The sequence below is a fragment of the Frateuria sp. Soil773 genome (genome assembly GCF_001428405.1).
GTDB lineage: Bacteria > Pseudomonadota > Gammaproteobacteria > Xanthomonadales > Rhodanobacteraceae > LMSL01.
The window spans coordinates 50,490-67,902 of the sequence record NZ_LMSL01000038.1 but is presented as its reverse complement, the minus strand read 5'-3'; the positions used below and the strand labels follow the sequence as shown (position 1 = coordinate 67,902).

Genomic DNA, 17,413 nt, shown 5'->3' with positions numbered 1-17,413 from the left:
TGGGGGGATGGCGAGCTTGAGGGGTGGGTTTGTGGTGAAGCTGCCGTTGGATACCGGCAAACCCGAGAGNCTTCCATGGACGTCATTCCGGCGAAGGCCGGAATCCAGTGCCGTTGCGCTTCGAGGGCTGAAGCCTCTGGATCCAAGCCTTCGCTGGGATGACGGGCTGGGGACGGTACGGATGGATGGGGGTCGAGGCGGATTCGATTCCGGCGCCTGTTAACGAGAAACGGCCCTTATGGGCCGCTCTTTGTGGAACACGAAACGTCGTGTGCTACATCGACGCCAGCTGCCGCACCGCGGCAGCTACATCACCTGGTCGCCGACCAGCACCACGTCGGCCGGGCGCCGCGCGAACAGGCCCACGCTGACCACGCCGGCGAGCTGGTTCAGCTCGCTCTCCAGTGCGACCGGGTCGGCGATCTGCCAGCCGTGCACGTCGATGATCCAGTTGCCGTTGTCGGTGACCGTGCCGTCGCGCCATACCGGGTGGCCGCCGCGCCGGGCGATCTCGCGGCCGACCAGGCTGCGCGCCATCGGGATCACCTCGATCGGCAGCGGGAAGCGGCCGAGCAGGTCCACGCGCTTGCTCGAGTCGATGATGCAGACGAACTTCGCCGCCGCCGCCGCGACGATCTTCTCGCGGGTCAGCGCGGCGCCGCCGCCCTTGATAAGCTGCCGGTGCGGGTCGCATTCGTCGGCGCCGTCGACGTACAGCGCCAGCGGGCCGGTCGCGTTGAGGTCGAGCACCGGGATGCCGTGCTTCTTCAACTGCGCGGTGGACTGCTCGGAGCTGGACACCGCACCCTGGATGCGGTCCTTCAGGTCGGCCAGCGCATCGATGAAGTAGGCCACGGTGGAGCCGGTGCCGACGCCGACGATGGCGCCGTCCTCCACGTAGCGGATCGCGGCCTCGCCGGCCAGGCGCTTTTCGTTGCTGCTCATGCGGAGTGTTTTTCCAGGTTGAGGATGTAGTCCCACTCGGCCTTTTCCACCGGCATCACCGACAGCCGGTTGCCCTTGCGCACCAGCGCCATGCCGGCCAGCGCAGGCTGCGCCTGCAGCTCCTTCAGCGAAAGGGTGCGTTTGAGCTTCTTCACGAACTTCACCTCCACCAGCATCCAGCGCGGGTTGGCGCGCGAGCTGGCGGCGTCGAAGTAGGCGCTCTTGGGGTCGAACTGGCTGGGGTCGGGGTAGGCGTCGGTGGCTACCTCGGCGATGCCGACGATGCCCGGCTCGGCGCAGTTGGAGTGGTAGAAGAACACCTTGTCGCCCGGGCGCATGCCGTCGCGCATGAAATTGCGCGCCTGGTAGTTGCGCACGCCGTCCCAGGCTTCCTGGCCCTTGCGCCGGAGGTCGTCGATGGAGAAGGCGTCCGGCTCGGATTTCATCAGCCAATGGCTGATACGGGCAGGCTGGCGGGGACGGGCGGGGCTCATGCGTCGGTCTCGCGGTCTTGGGCGGTGGCGGTGCAGTCGATCAGCTCGCGGTCGGTGGCGACGTAGTCCAGCGGCACATCCCAGCGCTCGGCCTCGATGCGTTCCAGTTCCTGGAAGTCGTAGGCGATGCCGACCAGCAGCGGCTCGGTGGGGCGCGCCTGGTCCTTGAGGAAGGCGAAGCTGCGGTCGTACCAGCCGCCGCCGTAGCCGAGCCGGTGGCCGCGGCGGTCGAACGCCAGCAGCGGCACCAGCACCAGATCGAGCTGGAACGGCGCCAGCAGCTCGCGCGGGGCGGCCGGCTCGGGGATGCCGTGGCGGTTCGGTTCCACCGGGTCGCCGGCCTGCCACGGCGCGAAGCGCAGTTGCCGCTCCTTCGCCAGCACCGGCAGCAGGAACTGCTGGCCGCGGCCGGCCAGCGGCGGAATCACCAGGTTCAGCGGCAGCTCGCCGTTGCTGGCCCAGTAGCCGGCCACGCGCGCGTCGGTGAGGTATTCGGGAAGCTGCTCCAGGCTGTGCCGCAGCCCCTGGGCGGCGGCGATGCGCTGCGCCGGCGACAGCGCCCGGCGGCGCTCGGCCAGTTGCCGGCGCAGTTCGCGGCGTTGGGCGATGGCGTCCACGTTCGCGCTTCTCCAGAAAACGCCGCGGGGGCGCTGCCGTAGGTCGCCGGACCCGCCCGGCGCACGAGGCGCCGGACCGGGCGGAAAGAGGTGGCGTCAACCGCGATGCCGCTGCCCACCAAACGACCTTGATCCACGATGGATCAGGTGGGAGAGCTACATGGTCTCGAGGCTTTCCGCACGCGGCGGACATGCACAACGACCGATGTGAAGCCGACCCGGGGCCGTATTTAGGAACAAGGCAAATGTAAGAGTGTGCTGGCGCACACCGCAGAAAACGCCGTGGCTATTTTACCGAGGCGTCGAGCGCCGCTTCAAGCTTGCGACGCAACGCGGCCAGTCCGTCGGTCACGCTCTGGTCGGCACCATCGTGCTGCTTGCGCAACGCCAGGTACTCGTGGGTCACGCTGATCGCGGCCAGCACGGCGAGCCGGTCGAAGCCGGGCGCCTTGGCGTTGGCGCGCAGTTCGCGCATCTTGCGGTCGAGGTAGCCGGCCGCCTCCAGCAGGCCCTCGCGCTCTTCCGGCGCGCAGGCGATCAGGAATTCGCGATCGATCAGTCGTAGCGCGACCGGTTCGCTGGCAGGTGTGTTCATATCAGCTATTGCTCTCGAGCGCCTTCAGGCGCTGGATCATCGCCTCGACGCGGCTGCGCGCCTGTTCGTTGCGCGCCATCAGGCCGGCGCGTTCGTTCGCCAGTTGTTCCTGGCTGTGCCGCAGGCTGCGGTTTTCCTCGGTGAGCCGGCGCACCATCTCGAGCAGGCGGTCGAGTTGCTGGCTCAGGGCTTCGATCTCGTGCTGGACGGTGTCGGGCTGGCTCATGGGCCGGAACTATAGCAGGCCGGTCCGGCAAAACTGCGCGCCCGGCCGCGGTGCCGGAGCGGCTGCATTAAACTGTCGGTCCGACGCGAGGAGTACGCCATGACGGCCACTGGACCGATCCATTTCGACGACCTGGACGACGCCGTGATCCGGCTGCGCCTGGGCACCGACGCCAGCGAACTGCACGGCTCGCTGTGCGGCTATCTGGCCGGCGGCGGCCGTGTCGGCAGGCAGCCGGTGCTGGCCCTGCTGCAACTGGACGGCGAGGAGGTGGCGCAGGCGCCGGCCTCGCTGGAGCTGCTGCAGCGGCTGGCCGCGCAGAGCGAGCTGGAGCTGGCCGACCCGGAGCTGGGCTTCGAGCCGCTGCTGCCGGCCGACGACCGGCCGCTGTCCGAGCGCGCGGATGCGCTGGTCGACTGGTGTCGCGGCTTCCTCGGTGGCTTCGGGCTGGCCGGCGCCGACGCGCACGCGAAGCTGTCCGACGAGGCGCAGGAGATCCTGCGCGACCTGGGCACGATCGCCGCCTCGTCGTTCGATTTCGGCAACGAGAACGAGGACGAGGACGCGCTGATCGAGGTGCACGAGTTCGTGCGGGTCGGCGCGATGCTGCTGTTCACCGAATGCCACACCGGCAAGCCGGCCAGCGACACCCTGCATTGAGCATCGCGCCGGACGAATTCGCGCGCCGCCGCCGGCAGTTGATGCAGATGGCCGGCGAGGACGCCGCGCTGCTGGTCGCCGCGGCGCCCGAGCGCATGCGCAACGCCGACGCCGCCTGGCCGTACCGGCAGGACTCGGATTTCCACTACCTGGCCGGCTTCCCCGAGGCCGACGCGGTGCTCGCCCTGCTGCCCGGCCGGCGGCACGGCGAGGCGGTGCTGTTCTGCCGCGAGCGCGATCCCGCACACGAGCGCTGGCACGGCGAGTCGATCGGCACCGAGCGCGCGGTGAGCACCTACGGCGTGGACGACGCCTTCCCGATCGACGACATCGACGACATCCTGCCCGGGATGATCGAGGGCCGCGCCCGGGTCTACTGCCACTTCGGCCGCGAGCCGGATTTCGACGCGCGCCTGCTCGGCTGGATGCGCCGGCTGCGCCAGCTGCGCGGCGGCGGCGTGGTGCCGAAGGAATTCGTCGCGCTCGGCCACCTGCTGCACGACCTGCGGTTGTACAAGTCGCGCGCCGAGCTGAAGCTGATGCGCGCTTCCGCCGGGATCGCCGCCGAGGCGCACCTGGCGGCGATGCGGCTGGCCCGCCCGGGCCGCCACGAATACGAGGTGGAAGCCGAGCTGATGCGGGTGATGCGCAGCCGCGGCGCGGTGGCTGCGTTCCCGCCGATCGTCGCCGGCGGCGCCAACGCCTGCACCATGCACTACCAGGCCAACCGCGCCCCGCTGCGCGAGGGCGAGCTGCTGCTGATCGACGCCGGCGCCGAGGTGGACTGCTACGCCTCCGACATCAGCCGCACCTTCCCGCCCGGCGGGCGCTGGTCGCGCGAGCAGCGCGCGCTGTACGAGGTGGTGCTGGCCGCGCAGCAGGCGGCGATCGACGAGGTGCGCCCGGGGCGGCCGTTCGACGCGGCCCACCGCGCCGCCGTGCGGGTGATCGCCGAGGGCCTGTGCGTGCTGGGCCTGCTCAGGGGCGACGCCGACGCGGCGATCGCCAGCGGCGCCTACAAGGCGTTCTTCCCGGCCAAGACCGGCCACTGGCTGGGCCTGGACGTGCACGACGTGGGCGACTACCGCGTCGGCGGCGAGCCGCGCCTGCTGGAGCCGGGCATGGTGGCGACGGTGGAGCCGGGCATCTATGTGCCGCCGGACGACCGCTCGGTGGCCGAGCGCTGGCGCGGCATCGGCATCCGCATCGAGGACGATGTCGTCGTCACCCGCGACGGCAACGAGGTGCTCACCGCGGCGGTGCCGAAGGACGCCGAGGCGATCGAGGCTCTGCTGCACGCGCGCGATTGACGGGTGGCGCGGGCGGTGCGGCCGGTCCGCGCGGCGCGGAAGGCAAAAGTGTGAGGCCGGTACGCAAATCGCCACCTGCGCGCGATTCCTTCACCGGCCTGTCATACGCGCCAACCAGCATCGCAGGCCCCACAAGGCAGCCTGGAGCGCGCGATGTCTCGGCCCACCCCTCCCGTGATCCCCCTCGACATGCCCGGCCGGCGCGCGTTCCTGCGCCAGAGCTTCATGCTGGCCGGCGCGATCGGCCTGTCCGGCGTGCTGGCATCCGGCAGCCTCGCCGCGGCGCTGCCGGACGCCGGCGCGCGCGGTCCGCGCTGGCCGTGGCCGGGGCGGCGCAGCCCGTTCGCGTCGTTCTCCGCGCTGCAGCCGGCCGACGCCAACGGCGTGATGCTGCCCTACGGCTTCGGCTCGCGCATCGTGGCGCGCTCGGGGATGCGCTGCGCGCCCAGCCCGTACCTGTGGCACGGCGCGCCGGACGGCGGCGCCACCTTCGCGACGCCCGGCGGCGGCTGGGTCTACGTGAGCAACGCCGAGCTGGACGACGGCATGGGCGGCGTCGGCGCGCTGCGCTTCGACCGCCGCGGCGTGCCGGTGGACGCCTATCCGATCCTCGAAGGCACCACGTCCAACTGCGCCGGCGGTCCCACGCCGTGGAACACTTGGCTGTCGTGCGAGGAGCACGCCAGCGGTATGGTATGGGAGTGCGACCCGTTCGTCCGCTGCGGGCGCGGCAACGGCTGGCGCCCGGACGGCGGCGAGGCGCGCAGCCTGCCCGCGCTCGGCCTGTTCGCGCACGAGGCGGTGGCGGTCGATCCGTACCGCGCGGCGCTGTACATGACCGAAGACGCGGGCGCCAGCGGCGGCGGCCGCATCTACCGCTTCGCCTGCGCGCACGGCGACTGGCCGCAGGGCCGGCGGCGGCCGAAGCTGCGCCGCGGACGGCTGCAGGTGCTGCGGGTGAAGGGCATGCCCGACGACGTGGACCTCAGCTCGCCCGGCTACGCCTCGACGATCGACTTCGGCGTGCCGCAGCCGGTGGAATGGGTGGACGCATTGCAGCCGGACCGGCCGCAGCAGGCGGTGCGCGACAGCCACCGCGCGGCCGGCCGCGTCCCGCCGGGGCAGCATTTCCCCAAGGCCGAGGGCATGTGGTTCCACGACGGCATCGTGTACTTCGTCACCTCGTTCAACTACCGGATCTGGGCCTACGACACCAACCATGAGACGCTGGAGCTGATCTACGACGGCAAGCAGGGCGACCCGGCGAAGCATTCGATCGACGAGCCGGACAACCTGATCGTCTCGCCGCTGGGCGACATCCTGGTCGCCGAGGATTCGGGCAACCTGGAGATCGGCGTGCTGCGGATGGACGACGGCAGCTCGCAGCCGCTGATGCGGCTGGTCGGCCACGACGACAGCGAGGTCACCGGGTTGGCCCTGTCGCCGGACGGCCGCCGGCTGTACTTCAGCTCGCAGCGCGGCACCACCGGCGAGAACGACGGCGGCGTCACCTTCGAGGTCATGCTGCCGTCTGCGGCCAGGTAACGCGCGCGGCGGGGCGGCAGGGACGCCGCCCCGCGAGGGGTCAGGGCTCGCGCTCCTGCTCGTTGCGGGTGTGCACCTCGTACCACATCGCATTGAGGATGGCGAAGGCGCAGGCCAGGCCGAGGCCGAGGATCCAGGCGAAGTACCACATGGGCGGATCTCCTTCGAAGGTCAGTAGCCGTGGCCGTTGCCGCGCACGTGCTCCAGCGTCACCCGGCCGCGCATCACGCGGTAGACCCAGCCGGTGTAGAGCACGATCAGCGGCAGGAACACCGCGGTGGCGGCCAGCATCAGCAGCAGGGTGGCGCGGCTGGAGGAGGCGTCCCATATGGTGAGGCTGGAACGCGGGTCCAGGCTGGACGGCAGCAGGAACGGGAACAGCGCGAAGCCGTTCGATAGGATCGTGCCGGCCACCATCGCGCCGCTGCCCAGGAAGCCGCCGAGCCCGCGCCGGCCGACCTGCCACTGCACCTGCACGGCGCCGACCAGCGCCAGCACCGGCGCGATCCAGAACCACGGATGCAGCAGGTAGCCGGCGAACCAGCTGCCGCCCACCGCGACCTGCTTGTACAGGGGATTGGCGACGCCGTCGGCGACCACCGGTCCGACCACCGCGTAGCCGGGCACGCCGTAGGCCAGCCAGATGCCGGCCAGCACGTACAGCACGGCATAGGCCAGGGCCGCGACGCGGGCGACCCGCACCGCGCGCGCGGCGACCGCATGGTCGGCCTTCAGCGCGGCCCAGCAGGCGCCGTGGGTCAGCAGCATCGCCACGCTGACCAGGCCCGCCAGCAGCGCGAACGGATGCAGCAGGTCGAAGAAGCCGCCCTGCCAGCTCATCCGCAGGTCGCCGTCGAAGCGGAACGGCAGGCCGAGGAACAGGTTGCCGAAACCGACCCCGCTGACCAGCATCACCACCACGCCCGAGCCCACCAGCACCCAGTCCCACAGGTCGCGCCAGCGCGGGTCGTGCATCTTGCCGCGGAAGTTGAAGCCGACCGGGCGCAGGATGAAGGCCAGCAGCACCAGCGCCAGCGCGAAGTACATGCCGGAGAACGCGGTGGCGTAGAGCAGCGGCCACGCCGCGAAGCTGGCGCCGCCGCCGAGCACGAACCACACCTGGTTGCCTTCCCAGGTCGGCTCGATGGTTTCCAGCAGCACGCGCCGCTCGTCCTCGTCGCGGCCCAGCACGCGCAGCAGCGCGGCGATGCCGAAGTCGAAGCCGTCCATCAGCGCGAAGCCGATCAGCAGTGCGCCGAGCAGCGCCCACCAGATCACCCGCAGGGTTTCGTAGTCAAACATGGCGGCAATCTCCATGTGCTTGGGGGTGAGGGTTGGGGCGTGCGGCGGCACCGGTCGGATGCGCGATCCGCAGGGCAGGGCGGGAATTCATGGCTGCGCTCCGGCCGTGCCCTCAGCCTTCCGGGCACCCTCTCCCGGCGGGAGCGGGGAGGCGGCGGGCCAGATGCCCAGCCCGTCCGGTCCCTTGCGGGCGTACTTCACCATCAGCACCGCGTCGATCACCGCCAGCGCGGTGTAGAACAGCACGAAGCCGCCCAGCGAGGTCCAGACCTGGCCGGCGGTGACCGAGGACACGCCCAGCGCGGTCGGCAGGATGCCCTCGATCGCCCACGGCTGGCGGCCGTACTCGGCGACGATCCAGCCCAGCTCCGCCGCCACCCACGGCAGCGGCAGGCTCCACAGCGCCAGCTTCAGGTACCAGCGGTGCGCGTCCAGCCGTCGCTTGCTGGCCTGCCAGAACGAGAACGCGAACAGCGCGATGAAATAGAAGCCGCAGCCGACCATGACGCGGAACGACCAGAACAGCACCGGCACGTCGGGGATGGTCGAGTCGGCCGCCTTCTGGATGTCCGCGGGGGTGGCGCGGCGCGGGTCGTCGATGAACTTCTTCAGCAGCAGCGCGTAGCCGAGGTCCTTGTCGTGCGCGGCGAGGATCGCCTTCGCCTGCGCGTCGTTCTTGTCCTCGCGCAGCACCAGCATCGCGTCGTACGCCTTGATGCCGTTGCCGATCTTGCCCTTGGTGTCTTCCACCAGGTTGGCGATGCCGGGGATCTCCTGGTCGATCGAGCGGGTGCCGATCAGCCCCATCACCCACGGCACGCGCAGCGCGAAGTGCGTGGTGTGGTTCTTCACGTCGGGGATGCCGAACACGGTGAACGAGGCGGGCGCCGGCTCGGTCTCCCACATCGCCTCGATCGCCGCCATCTTCATCTTCTGGTTCTCCGACACGGTGTAGCCGGACTCGTCGCCCAGCACCACCACGCTCAGCGCCGCCGCCAGCCCGAAGCTGGCCGCCACCGTCATCGATCGCTTGGCGAAGTCGGTGTTGCGTCCCTTCAGCAGGTACCACGCACTGATCGACAGCACGAACATCGCGCCCATCACGTAGCCGGCGCTCACCGTGTGCACGAACTTCGCCTGCGCCACCGGGTTGAAGAACACCTCGCTGAACGAGGTGACCTCCATGCGCATCGTCTCGGGGTTGAAGGCGGCGCCGACCGGGTTCTGCATCCACGCGTTGGCGATCAGGATCCACAGCGCCGACAGGCTGGTGGCCAGGGCGAGGAACCAGGTCACCAGCAGGTGCTTCACCCGCGAGATGCGGTTCCAGCCCATGAAGAACACGCCGATCAGGGTGCCTTCGAGGAAGAACGCCATCAGCCCCTCGATCGCCAGCGGCGTGCCGAACACGTCGCCGACGTAGTGCGCGTAGTAGGCCCAGTTCATGCCGAACTGGAACTCCATGGTGATGCCGGTGGCCACGCCCATGGCGAAGTTGATGCCGAACAGCACGCCCCAGAACTGCACCATGCGCTTCCACACCTCGCGCCCGGTCATCACGTAGACGCTCTCCATGATGGCGAGCATCCACACCAGGCCCAGCGTGAGCGGCACGAACAGGAAGTGGTACAGCGCGGTCAGCGCGAACTGCAGGCGCGACAGGGTGACGACGTCGGCGGCGATGATCATGGCGAACCTTGCGAGGCGGTGGGGGCGGGCGCGAGCAGCCGCTCGATCGCGGCGGGGCGGGTGTCGGGCTTCGGATGCGGCGCGATCGCCACCCACCAGATCAGGGTCAGCAGCGCGATCTTGGCGACGACCAGGAGGACCAGCTCGACGCCGAGCCGGCGCAGCGGCCGGCGCGGGAGTGGAACGGCGGGCGTTTCGGCGGGCGACTGGGACACGCGGGAAGCTCCGAGCGGCACCCGGCGGAGCTTACGCCTGTCGGCGTGAAAGTGTCGCTGCGGAGCAATGTCGCAGCGGTGGATTGCCGCAGCGACGGTTCCGCCGCTGCGGCCGGCCGGCGCGCCTCAGCCTTGCGCGAAGGCGTCGCGGGTGAGGTTTTCCGGCGCGCCGTCGGTGCACGCCACGTCGTCCTCGATGCGGATGCCGCCGTAGGGGCGCAGCGCGTCCACCCTGGCCCAGTCGATGTCGGCGGCGAACGGCTTGTCGCGCAGCTCGGCCAGCAGCATGTCGATGAAGTACAGGCCCGGCTCGATCGTCACCACCATGCCCGGTTCCAGCACGCGGGTCATGCGCAGGTACGGGTGGCCGTCCGGGCGCGCGATGCTGCCGCCGCGTTCGCTCTGCTGGAAGCCGGCGACGTCGTGCACCTGCAGGCCGATCGGGTGGCCCAGGCCGTGCGGGAAGAAGGTGGAGGTCACCCCTGATTCCACCGCGCTTTCCGCGCTCATGCGCACGATGCCGTGCTCGCGCAGCACGCCGGCCAGCACGTGGTGGGCGTGGATGTGCAGCTCCGGATAGCTCTGTCCCGCGCGCACCCGGGCCGCGAAGCCCTGCTGGGCGGCGTCCACGCTGTCGACCAGGGCCTGGAACCCGCTTGCGCCGGCGGCGGCGTAGGTGCGGGTGATGTCGCTGGCGTAGCCGGCCGTGCTGGCGCCGGCGTCGATCAGGAACGAGCGGCTCTGCGCCGGCGCGCGGCGGTCGAAGCGGGTGTAGTGCAGCACCGCGCCGTGTTCGTTGAGGCCGACGATGCTGGCGTAGGGCAGTTCGGCGTCCAGTTGCCTCGCCGCGGCGAGGTAGGCCATGTGGATGCCGAACTCGCTCTCGCCGGCGCGGAACGCCCGTTCCGCCGCACGGTGCGCGCGCGTGCCGATGCGGTTGGCCTCGCGCATCAGTTCCAGCTCGTACGGCGTCTTGTAGCTGCGGTGCCAGTGCAGGCAGTCGAGCACGGCGGCGGGGTTGTTCGCCTCGACGCCGTCGACGGCGGGGCATTCGGGCGCGATCACCGCGCGCCGGCCGCCCGGCAGCTCGGCCGCCGCGGCGGCGGCATCGCGCACGGTCACGATGTCGAAGTGCTCGACCCAGTAGCCGCTGGGCGCCTCGGGCACCGCGTGCCAGTAGTCGCGCGGCTGCAGGAAGACCAGCTTCGGCCGGCTGCCCGGGGTGTAGGCGATCCAACTGCCCGGCGCGTCGGTGAGCGGCAGCCAGTGCTTGAAGTGCGGGTTGACCACGAACGGGTAGTCCTGGTCGTCGAGGAACCTGCGCGGCGGCTGGCCGGCGGCGATCACCAGGTGGTCGAAGCCGCCCAGCGCGAGCGCCTCGTCGGCATGCGTGCGCAGGGTGGCCAGGTGCTGGGGATAGAGCGGGGCGAGGCGGTCGGTCATGGGGATTTCCTGGGCGAGCGGGAAAGGCGGCGGGCCTTCCATGATACGGCGGGCTCGCGCGTGCGGCCGCGCCGCGGTCAGTCGAGGAAAGCGGCGATCACGTCGTTGAGGAAGCGCTGGCCTAGGGCGGTGGTGCGCAGCCAGCGCGGATCGTCCACCAGCCAGCCGCGCCGGATCGCGTCGTCCAGCGGCCGGCGGATGGCGTCGGCCGGGAGGCCGGTGCGCCGGCCGAATGCGTCCGCGGGGACGCCGTCGATCAGGCGCAGCGCGTTGAGCATGTACTCGAACGGCAGTTCTTCGGCGCCGACGACGCTGTCGCCGCCGATGCGTGCGGGGCCGCCGGCGGCCTCCATGTAGGCGCGCGGGTGGCGCGTCTTCCAGCGGCGCCGCACGGTGCCGGCGGCGGCATCGCTCAGCTTGCCGTGTGCGCCGGCGCCGATGCCGAGGTAGTCGCCGAATTGCCAGTAGTTGAGGTTGTGCGCGCACTGCCGGCCGGGCCGCGCGTAGGCGGAGATCTCGTACTGGCCGTAGCCGGCGTCGGCGAGGCGCGCCTGGCAGGCCTCCTGCATCGCCCAGGCGTGGTCGTCGTCTGGCAGGGGCGGCGGGTTGGCCGCGAAGGCGGTGTTCGGCTCCAGCGTGAGCTGGTAGTGCGAGACGTGCGTGGGCGCCAGCGCCAGCGCGCGCTCGACGTCGGCCAGCGCGCCGTCCAGCGATTGCTGCGGCAGCGCGTACATCAGGTCGAGGTTGAGGTTGGCGTAGCCGGCGTCCTGCGCGGATTTCACCGCGGCCTCGGCCTCCGCCGCGGAATGGATGCGGCCCAGGCGCCTGAGCTTGTCGTCGTCGAAGCTCTGGATGCCGAACGAGAGGCGGTTGACGCCGGCGGCGAGGTAGCCGTCGAAGCGCCCGTGCTCGACCGTGCCGGGATTGGTCTCCAGGGTGACCTCGCAGGCCTCGGCGAACGGCAGCCGCGCGCGCGCGCCGTCGAGGAAGCGCGCGACCAGCTCCGGCGCGAACAGGCTCGGCGTGCCGCCGCCGAAGAACACGCTGGCGATCTCGCGCCCGCGCGCGGCGGCGCCGAAGTCGGCGAGGTCGGCGTCCAGGTCGGCCAGCAGGCAGCCGACGTACTCGGCGTACGGCGGCGGCTGCCCGCGCAGGCCGTGCGAGTTGAAGTCGCAGTACGGGCACTTCTTCACGCACCACGGCATGTGCACGTACAGCGCCAGCGGCGGCGCGCAGAGGCTCACGGGTGCAGTTCGCGCAGGCGCTCGCGCAGCAGGGCCAGCGCCTGGCCGCGGTGGCTGAGGCGGTTCTTCAGCGCATCGTCCATCTCGGCGACGCTCTGCCGGTAGCCCTCGGGCAGGAACACCGGGTTGTAGCCGAAGCCGCCGCTGCCGCGGCCCTCGGCGAGGATGCGGCCGTGCCAGCGCGCCTCGGCGACCAGCGGCGCCGGGTCTTCCGGGTGGCGCAGCAGCACCAGCACGCAGATGAAGAAGGCGCCGCGCCGTTCCGGCGGCACGTCGTCGAGCGCGCGCAGCAGCTTGGCGTTGTTCGCGGCCGCGTCGCCGTGGCCGCCGCTGTAGCGCGCCGAATACAGGCCGGGCGCGCCGTTGAGGTGGTCCACGCACAGGCCCGAGTCGTCGGCCAGCGCCGGCAGCCCGCTGGCCTGCGCGGCGTGGCGCGCCTTGAGCAGCGCGTTCTCCACGAAGGTCAGCCCGGTCTCCTCGGCGTCGGCGATGCCCAGGCTGGCCTGGGGCACGACCTCGAGGCCGCTGTCGGCGAGCAGGGCGCCGAATTCCTTGAGCTTTCCGGGATTGCTGCTGGCGAGGACGATGCGCTGCATGGGGTCATTCCGGGAGTTGGTCGAAGGCGGGCGCGTAATCGACGCGCCCGCGGCAGCCGTCGAGGCCGCCGGGCCGCAGCGCCAGCGCCATGAAGGCGTCGCCGCCGCCGTAGACGTCGTGCAGCCCGGCCTGCGCGGCGGGCGCGAAGCCGAAGCGCGCATAGTAGGCCGGGTCGCCCAGCACCACCGCCAAGCGTGCCGTGCCGGCCTGGCGCAGGACGTCCAGCGAACGGCGGACCAGCGCGCTGCCGACGCCGTGCCGCTGCCAGGGCGGCAGCACGCCCAGCGGGGCCAGGCCGAGCGCGTGGCCGTCGTCGCCGTGTTCGATGCGCACGAGCGAATACATCACGTGCGCGACGACCTCGCCGTCCGCCTCGGCCAGCAGTTCGAGCCGGCTGTCGCCGGCCTGCCGCAGCCGGCGCACCAGCGCGGCCTCGTCCGTCCGCCCGAACGCGGCCTCATGGACGGCCTGGACGGCATCCGGCTCGTCGGGCCGCGGTGCGCGGAAAAGGAGTCGCGCCATCGTTCTCAGGCCGTCGCCAGCGCGGCGCGCTGCGCGGCGACCAGTTCGGCGATGCCCTTCTCGGCCAGCGCCAGCATCGCGTCCATCTCGCCGCGGCGGAACGCATGGCCCTCGGCGGTGCCCTGCACCTCGATGAAGCCGCCGCCGTCGTTCATCACCACGTTCATGTCGGTGTCGCAGTCGGAGTCCTCGGCGTAGTCGAGGTCGAGCACGGGCACGCCCCTGTAGACACCCACCGATACCGCGGCGACCGCGCCGATCACCGGGTTGCGCTTGAGGTTCTCGCGCTTCATCAGCGCGTTCACCGCGTCCACCAGGGCCACGTAGGCGCCGGTGATCGCCGCCGTGCGGGTGCCGCCGTCGGCCTGGATGACGTCGCAGTCGAGCGTGATCACCCGCTCGCCCAGCGCCTGCCGGTTGATACAGGCGCGCAGGCTGCGCCCGATCAGCCGCTGGATCTCCATGGTGCGGCCGCCCTGGCCGCCGCGTGCGGCCTCGCGCTGCATGCGGGTATGGGTGGCGCGCGGCAGCATGCCGTACTCGGCGGTGATCCAGCCCTCGCCCTTGCCGCGCAGCCACGGCGGCACGCGGTCCTCGATGCTGGCGGTGCACAGCACGCGGGTGTCGCCGAAGCCCACCAGGACCGAACCTTCGGCGTGGCGGGTGTAGTGGCGCTCGAGGGTGACGGCGCGCAGCTGGTCGCTGGCACGGCCGCTGGGGCGGGTGGCGGAATTCATCGTGGAGGCGGCCTGGATTGGGCAAGGCGGGACGGGAGAGTTTACCATTGCGCTCTTTTCCTTCATCCCGCAGGCCACCGATGATCCGCAGCATGACGGCCTATGCCTCCGCCGAAGCCGCCGGCCCCACCGGCACGCTCGGTTGCGAGCTGCGCACGGTCAACCACCGTTATCTGGAACTGAGCCCGCGCCTGCCGGACGAGCTGCGCGGCTTCGAGTCGCAACTGCGCGAGCGGATCGCGGCGAAGCTGTCGCGCGGCAAGGTGGACCTCACGGTGCGCCTGCGCGGCAGCGAGGCGCGCGGCGAGGCGCTGCAGGTCAACCAGGCGCTGCTGGCGCGGCTGTCCGAGCTGTCGCTGGACCTGGACGCGCGCTTCCCGAAGATGCGCATCGAGTTCACCGAGTTGCTGCGCTTCCCCGGCGTGTTGCAGCAGGCCGAGGCCGACCCCGAGGCCGTGCAGGCGGCGCTGTTCGACGTGCTGGACCGCGCGCTCGACGCGCTCGGCGCCACCCGCGAGCGCGAGGGCGCCAAGCTGGAGGAGATCCTGCGCGACAAGCTCGACGCGATCGAGCGGATCGTCGCCGACGTGCGTGGCTGGATGCCGGAGATCCGCGCCGGCCTGCGCGCGCGGCTCGAATCGCGGCTGGCCGACCTCAGGCAGCCGGCCGACCCGGGGCGGCTGGAGCAGGAGCTGGTGCTGCAGATCACCCGCTGCGACGTCGACGAGGAGCTCGACCGCCTCGCCACGCACATCGCCGAGACCCGCCGCGTGCTGGGCCTGAAGGAGCCGGTGGGCCGGCGGCTGGACTTCCTGATGCAGGAGTTCAACCGCGAGGCGAATACGCTCGGCTCCAAGTCGGTGGACGCGCGCAGCACCAACGCCGCGGTGGAGCTGAAGGTGCTGATCGAGCAGATGCGCGAACAGGTGCAGAACATCGAATGAACGCCCAGGGCTCTCCGCGCGAAGGCACCTTGTTCGTGGTCGCCGCGCCGTCCGGCGCCGGCAAGTCCACCCTGGTCAACGCGCTGCTGGCCTGCGAGCCGGCGATCTCGCTGTCGGTGTCGCACACCACGCGGCCGCCGCGCGTGGGCGAGGAGTACGGCCGCCACTACTATTTCGTCGAACGGGCGGAGTTCGAGCGGGAGATCGCCGACGGCGTCTTCCTCGAGCACGCCGAGGTGCACGGCAACCTGTACGGCACCTCGCGCACCACGGTGCAGGGGCTGCTGGGGCAGGGGCGCGACGTGTTGCTGGAGATCGACTGGCAGGGCGCGCGGCAGATCCGCCGCAGCCAGCCCGACTGCGTCAGCGTGTTCATCCTGCCGCCCTCGCGGCGCGAGCTGGAGCGCCGCCTGCGCGGCCGCGGCTCGGACAGCGCCGAGGTGATCGAGCGGCGGCTGCACAATTCGCGCGAGGAGATCGGCCACGCGCACGAGTTCGACTACATCATCGTCAACGACCGGTTCGAGGACGCGCTGGGCGACCTGCAGGCGATCGTGCGCGCGGTGCGCCAGCGCAGCGCGCTGCAGTGGCGCCGGCACGAGGCGCTGATCGCCGAGCTGCTGGCCGCGGAGGGGCCGCGGTAAGCGGGCGGAAAGGCCCGCCGCGTAGCCTTCGCCACCGTCTTACGCTACCTTCCATGGCTTTCCCACGGTGCCTTCGCCCATGACCGACCCCGTTCGCGCCACGCCCGCCGACAGCGCCCTGGTGCGCGTGCGCGGCCTGACCACGGTGCTCAACGGCAAGACCATCTTCGACGCGCTGGACCTGGACATCCCGCGCGGCAAGATCACCGCGATCATGGGGCCCAGCGGCACCGGCAAGACTACCCTGCTCAAGCACATCACCGGGCAGATGCGCGGCGACGCCGGCGAGGTGTGGGTGGACGGCCAGAACGTGCCGGCGCTGTCGCGCGAGAAGTTGTTCGAGCTGCGCGAGCGGATCGGCTACCTGTTCCAGAACTCCGCCCTGCTGACCGATTTCGACGTGTTCGAGAACGTCGCCTTCCCGCTGCGCCAGCACGCCGACCTGCCCGAGGTGCTGGTGCGCAACCTGGTGCTGATGAAGCTGCAGGCGGTCGGCCTGCGCGGTGCCGCCGCGCTGATGCCGAGCGAACTGTCCGGCGGCATGGCGCGGCGCGTGGCGCTGGCACGGGCGATCGTGTTCGATCCCATGCTGATCCTGTACGACGAGCCGTTCGTGGGGCTGGACCCGATCGCGCTGAACCAGGTGCTGCGGCTGATCCGCACCCTGAACGAGACGCTGGGCATCACCAGCGTGCTGGTGGCGCACGAGCTGGAGGCGATCAAGCAGGTGGCCGACCACATCTACCTCATCGCCAACGGCAAGGTGGTGGCGCAGGGCGATCCGAAGACCATCGCCGACGACGGCTCGCCGTGGACGCGGCAGTTCTTCGGCGGCGAGATCGACGGCCCGGTGCCGTTCCAGTACCCGGCCGGCGACCTGGCGCAATCGCTCGGCTTCGTCAGGGGGCAGGTATGAACGCGCAGCCGCGGCACAACGTGGTTGCCAACGCGCTGGCGCAGATCGGCGCCTGCGGACTGTTCCTGCTGACCATCCTGGCGGCGGTGCCGCGCAGCTTCCGGCACGGCCGCGAGACGGTGCGCCAGTTGTGGTTCGTCGGCGCGATGAGCCTCACCATCATCATGGTCTGCGGCCTGTTCGTCGGCATGGTGCTGGGCCTGCAGTTGTATTACGTGCTGTCGATCTTCGGCGGCACCGCGGCAAGCGGCACGGTGGTGGCGATCGCGATCTACCGCGAGCTGGGCCCGGTGGTGACCGCGCTGCTGTTCGCCGGCCGCGCCGGCACCTCGGTCACCGCCGAGATCGGCCTGATGCGCGCCACCGACCAGATCGCCGCGATGGAGATGATGGCGGTCGATCCGATCGCCTACGTCGCCGCGCCGCGCTTCCTGGCCGGGCTGATCGCGATGCCGCTGCTGTGCTGCGTGTTCTGCGCGCTGGGCATCTTCGGCGGGCACCTGGTCGGGGTGACCTGGCTGGGCATCGACAACGGCACCTTCTGGTCCAACATGACCGCCACCGTGGACGTGTGGAAGGACGTGGTGAACGGCGTGCTCTACAAGAGTCTCGCGTTCGGCGCGGTGGTCTCGCTGATCGCCGTGTACCAGGGCTACACCACGCCGCCGACCAGCGAGGGCGTGGCCTATGCCACCACCCGCACCGTGGTCGCCTCGTCGATCGCGATCCTCGCGCTCGACTTCGTGTTGACCGCCTTCCTGATGTGAC

Annotated in this window: 21 protein-coding genes and 1 other RNA gene; 7 read left to right on the top strand and 15 right to left on the bottom strand. The window is 71.0% G+C overall.

Going from position 1 to position 17,413, the window contains the following annotated elements; genetic code table 11:
* Nucleotides 1-306 precede the first annotated feature (306 nt).
* The 6 genes from rpiA to ASG87_RS11900 all read right to left on the bottom strand — a co-directional run bounded on the left by rpiA (nucleotide 307) and on the right by ASG87_RS11900 (nucleotide 2,877).
* Nucleotides 307-945 carry a ribose-5-phosphate isomerase RpiA gene (rpiA, locus tag ASG87_RS11920; protein ID WP_056005180.1) on the bottom strand — a complete coding sequence of 213 codons (639 nt, stop codon included), beginning with the start codon at nucleotides 943-945 and terminating at the stop codon, nucleotides 307-309.
* Nucleotides 942-1,439 carry an EVE domain-containing protein gene (locus tag ASG87_RS11915; protein ID WP_200949075.1) on the bottom strand — a complete coding sequence of 166 codons (498 nt, stop codon included), beginning with the start codon at nucleotides 1,437-1,439 and terminating at the stop codon, nucleotides 942-944. The genes rpiA and ASG87_RS11915 overlap by 4 nt, the downstream gene beginning before the upstream one ends.
* The gene (locus tag ASG87_RS11910) at nucleotides 1,436-2,056 is read right to left on the bottom strand and encodes a 5-formyltetrahydrofolate cyclo-ligase (protein ID WP_056005176.1); all 621 of its coding nucleotides are present in this window, start codon (nucleotides 2,054-2,056) and stop codon (nucleotides 1,436-1,438) included. The genes ASG87_RS11915 and ASG87_RS11910 overlap by 4 nt, the downstream gene beginning before the upstream one ends.
* A gap of 93 nt (nucleotides 2,057-2,149) precedes the next feature.
* A non-coding RNA gene (gene ssrS / locus ASG87_RS19445) (6S RNA) lies at nucleotides 2,150-2,336 on the bottom strand.
* Between the two features lie 6 nt (nucleotides 2,337-2,342).
* Nucleotides 2,343-2,651: a cell division protein ZapA gene (locus tag ASG87_RS11905; protein ID WP_056005173.1), complete on the bottom strand. Its 309-nt coding sequence runs from the start codon at nucleotides 2,649-2,651 to the stop codon at nucleotides 2,343-2,345.
* A gap of 1 nt (nucleotide 2,652) precedes the next feature.
* Nucleotides 2,653-2,877, bottom strand: coding sequence for a TIGR02449 family protein (locus tag ASG87_RS11900; RefSeq protein WP_056005170.1), 225 nt, complete (start codon nucleotides 2,875-2,877; stop codon nucleotides 2,653-2,655).
* 99 nt (nucleotides 2,878-2,976) lie between these two features.
* Between ASG87_RS11900 and ASG87_RS11895 the strand changes: the two genes are divergently transcribed.
* The 3 genes from ASG87_RS11895 (at nucleotide 2,977) to ASG87_RS11885 (ending at nucleotide 6,392) form a co-directional block, all read left to right on the top strand.
* A complete protein-coding gene (locus tag ASG87_RS11895) occupies nucleotides 2,977-3,537 on the top strand; it encodes a UPF0149 family protein (protein ID WP_056005167.1) in 561 nt (186 codons plus the stop codon).
* Nucleotides 3,498-4,847 carry an aminopeptidase P N-terminal domain-containing protein gene (locus ASG87_RS11890; protein WP_056005165.1) on the top strand — a complete coding sequence of 450 codons (1,350 nt, stop codon included), beginning with the start codon at nucleotides 3,498-3,500 and terminating at the stop codon, nucleotides 4,845-4,847. Before ASG87_RS11895 ends, ASG87_RS11890 begins: the two co-directional genes overlap by 40 nt.
* A gap of 153 nt (nucleotides 4,848-5,000) precedes the next feature.
* Nucleotides 5,001-6,392, top strand: coding sequence for an alkaline phosphatase PhoX (locus ASG87_RS11885; protein WP_157511056.1), 1,392 nt, complete (start codon nucleotides 5,001-5,003; stop codon nucleotides 6,390-6,392).
* A 40-nt stretch (nucleotides 6,393-6,432) separates the two neighbouring features.
* Here the strand turns inward: ASG87_RS11885 and cydX are convergent, their stop codons facing one another.
* From cydX to rph, 9 genes are all read right to left on the bottom strand, one after another.
* Nucleotides 6,433-6,543, bottom strand: a complete 111-nt coding sequence (gene cydX, locus ASG87_RS19440; RefSeq protein ID WP_082582928.1) for a cytochrome bd-I oxidase subunit CydX — start codon at nucleotides 6,541-6,543, stop codon at nucleotides 6,433-6,435.
* Nucleotides 6,544-6,563: 20 nt separating this feature from the next.
* Nucleotides 6,564-7,709: a cytochrome d ubiquinol oxidase subunit II gene (gene cydB, locus ASG87_RS11880; RefSeq protein WP_056005159.1), complete on the bottom strand. Its 1,146-nt coding sequence runs from the start codon at nucleotides 7,707-7,709 to the stop codon at nucleotides 6,564-6,566.
* A gap of 72 nt (nucleotides 7,710-7,781) precedes the next feature.
* Nucleotides 7,782-9,380 (bottom strand): cytochrome ubiquinol oxidase subunit I, encoded by a 1,599-nt coding sequence (locus tag ASG87_RS11875; protein ID WP_200949081.1) that lies wholly within the window; start codon nucleotides 9,378-9,380, stop codon nucleotides 7,782-7,784.
* Nucleotides 9,380-9,598, bottom strand: coding sequence for a cytochrome oxidase putative small subunit CydP (cydP, locus tag ASG87_RS11870; RefSeq protein WP_056005153.1), 219 nt, complete (start codon nucleotides 9,596-9,598; stop codon nucleotides 9,380-9,382). The genes ASG87_RS11875 and cydP overlap by 1 nt, the downstream gene beginning before the upstream one ends.
* 126 nt (nucleotides 9,599-9,724) lie before the next feature.
* Complete coding sequence (pepQ, locus tag ASG87_RS11865) at nucleotides 9,725-11,041, bottom strand: Xaa-Pro dipeptidase (protein ID WP_056005150.1); 1,317 nt, start codon at nucleotides 11,039-11,041, stop codon at nucleotides 9,725-9,727.
* 77 nt (nucleotides 11,042-11,118) lie between these two features.
* Nucleotides 11,119-12,285 (bottom strand): radical SAM family heme chaperone HemW, encoded by a 1,167-nt coding sequence (gene hemW, locus ASG87_RS11860; protein ID WP_056005147.1) that lies wholly within the window; start codon nucleotides 12,283-12,285, stop codon nucleotides 11,119-11,121.
* Nucleotides 12,282-12,881, bottom strand: coding sequence for an RdgB/HAM1 family non-canonical purine NTP pyrophosphatase (gene rdgB, locus ASG87_RS11855; RefSeq protein ID WP_056005143.1), 600 nt, complete (start codon nucleotides 12,879-12,881; stop codon nucleotides 12,282-12,284). The genes hemW and rdgB overlap by 4 nt, the downstream gene beginning before the upstream one ends.
* Before the next feature lie 4 nt (nucleotides 12,882-12,885).
* A complete protein-coding gene (locus tag ASG87_RS11850; protein WP_056005140.1) occupies nucleotides 12,886-13,404 on the bottom strand; it encodes an N-acetyltransferase in 519 nt (172 codons plus the stop codon).
* A 5-nt stretch (nucleotides 13,405-13,409) separates the two neighbouring features.
* Nucleotides 13,410-14,141, bottom strand: a complete 732-nt coding sequence (rph, locus tag ASG87_RS11845; RefSeq protein ID WP_056005137.1) for a ribonuclease PH — start codon at nucleotides 14,139-14,141, stop codon at nucleotides 13,410-13,412.
* Between the two features lie 80 nt (nucleotides 14,142-14,221).
* Between rph and ASG87_RS11840 the strand changes: the two genes are divergently transcribed.
* The 4 genes from ASG87_RS11840 (at nucleotide 14,222) to mlaE (ending at nucleotide 17,412) form a co-directional block, all read left to right on the top strand.
* Nucleotides 14,222-15,085 carry a YicC/YloC family endoribonuclease gene (locus ASG87_RS11840; RefSeq protein WP_056005135.1) on the top strand — a complete coding sequence of 288 codons (864 nt, stop codon included), beginning with the start codon at nucleotides 14,222-14,224 and terminating at the stop codon, nucleotides 15,083-15,085.
* Nucleotides 15,082-15,729 carry a guanylate kinase gene (gene gmk, locus ASG87_RS11835; RefSeq protein ID WP_056005133.1) on the top strand — a complete coding sequence of 216 codons (648 nt, stop codon included), beginning with the start codon at nucleotides 15,082-15,084 and terminating at the stop codon, nucleotides 15,727-15,729. Before ASG87_RS11840 ends, gmk begins: the two co-directional genes overlap by 4 nt.
* 79 nt (nucleotides 15,730-15,808) lie before the next feature.
* Entirely contained in the window at nucleotides 15,809-16,645 is an 837-nt protein-coding gene (locus ASG87_RS11830) for an ABC transporter ATP-binding protein (RefSeq protein WP_056005131.1), read from the top strand.
* Nucleotides 16,642-17,412 (top strand): lipid asymmetry maintenance ABC transporter permease subunit MlaE, encoded by a 771-nt coding sequence (gene mlaE, locus ASG87_RS11825; RefSeq protein ID WP_056005129.1) that lies wholly within the window; start codon nucleotides 16,642-16,644, stop codon nucleotides 17,410-17,412. The genes ASG87_RS11830 and mlaE overlap by 4 nt, the downstream gene beginning before the upstream one ends.
* The last annotated feature ends 1 nt before the right edge of the window (nucleotide 17,413 follow it).

What these genes read in the sequence shown, in the direction of transcription:
- rpiA (WP_056005180.1), bottom strand. Translation starts at nt 945, where the DNA reads ATGAGCAGCAACGAAAAGCGCCTGGCCGGCGAGGCCGCGATCCGCTAC.
- ASG87_RS11915 (WP_200949075.1), bottom strand. Translation starts at nt 1,439, where the DNA reads ATGAGCCCCGCCCGTCCCCGCCAGCCTGCCCGTATCAGCCATTGGCTG.
- ASG87_RS11905 (WP_056005173.1), bottom strand. Translation starts at nt 2,651, where the DNA reads ATGAACACACCTGCCAGCGAACCGGTCGCGCTACGACTGATCGATCGC.
- ASG87_RS11900 (WP_056005170.1), bottom strand. Translation starts at nt 2,877, where the DNA reads ATGAGCCAGCCCGACACCGTCCAGCACGAGATCGAAGCCCTGAGCCAG.
- ASG87_RS11895 (WP_056005167.1), top strand. Translation starts at nt 2,977, where the DNA reads ATGACGGCCACTGGACCGATCCATTTCGACGACCTGGACGACGCCGTG.
- ASG87_RS11890 (WP_056005165.1), top strand. Translation starts at nt 3,498, where the DNA reads ATGCCACACCGGCAAGCCGGCCAGCGACACCCTGCATTGAGCATCGCG.
- ASG87_RS11885 (WP_157511056.1), top strand. Translation starts at nt 5,001, where the DNA reads ATGTCTCGGCCCACCCCTCCCGTGATCCCCCTCGACATGCCCGGCCGG.
- cydX (WP_082582928.1), bottom strand. Translation starts at nt 6,543, where the DNA reads ATGTGGTACTTCGCCTGGATCCTCGGCCTCGGCCTGGCCTGCGCCTTC.
- cydB (WP_056005159.1), bottom strand. Translation starts at nt 7,709, where the DNA reads ATGGAGATTGCCGCCATGTTTGACTACGAAACCCTGCGGGTGATCTGG.
- pepQ (WP_056005150.1), bottom strand. Translation starts at nt 11,041, where the DNA reads ATGACCGACCGCCTCGCCCCGCTCTATCCCCAGCACCTGGCCACCCTG.
- rdgB (WP_056005143.1), bottom strand. Translation starts at nt 12,881, where the DNA reads ATGCAGCGCATCGTCCTCGCCAGCAGCAATCCCGGAAAGCTCAAGGAA.
- ASG87_RS11850 (WP_056005140.1), bottom strand. Translation starts at nt 13,404, where the DNA reads ATGGCGCGACTCCTTTTCCGCGCACCGCGGCCCGACGAGCCGGATGCC.
- rph (WP_056005137.1), bottom strand. Translation starts at nt 14,141, where the DNA reads ATGAATTCCGCCACCCGCCCCAGCGGCCGTGCCAGCGACCAGCTGCGC.
- ASG87_RS11840 (WP_056005135.1), top strand. Translation starts at nt 14,222, where the DNA reads ATGATCCGCAGCATGACGGCCTATGCCTCCGCCGAAGCCGCCGGCCCC.
- gmk (WP_056005133.1), top strand. Translation starts at nt 15,082, where the DNA reads ATGAACGCCCAGGGCTCTCCGCGCGAAGGCACCTTGTTCGTGGTCGCC.
- ASG87_RS11830 (WP_056005131.1), top strand. Translation starts at nt 15,809, where the DNA reads ATGACCGACCCCGTTCGCGCCACGCCCGCCGACAGCGCCCTGGTGCGC.
- mlaE (WP_056005129.1), top strand. Translation starts at nt 16,642, where the DNA reads ATGAACGCGCAGCCGCGGCACAACGTGGTTGCCAACGCGCTGGCGCAG.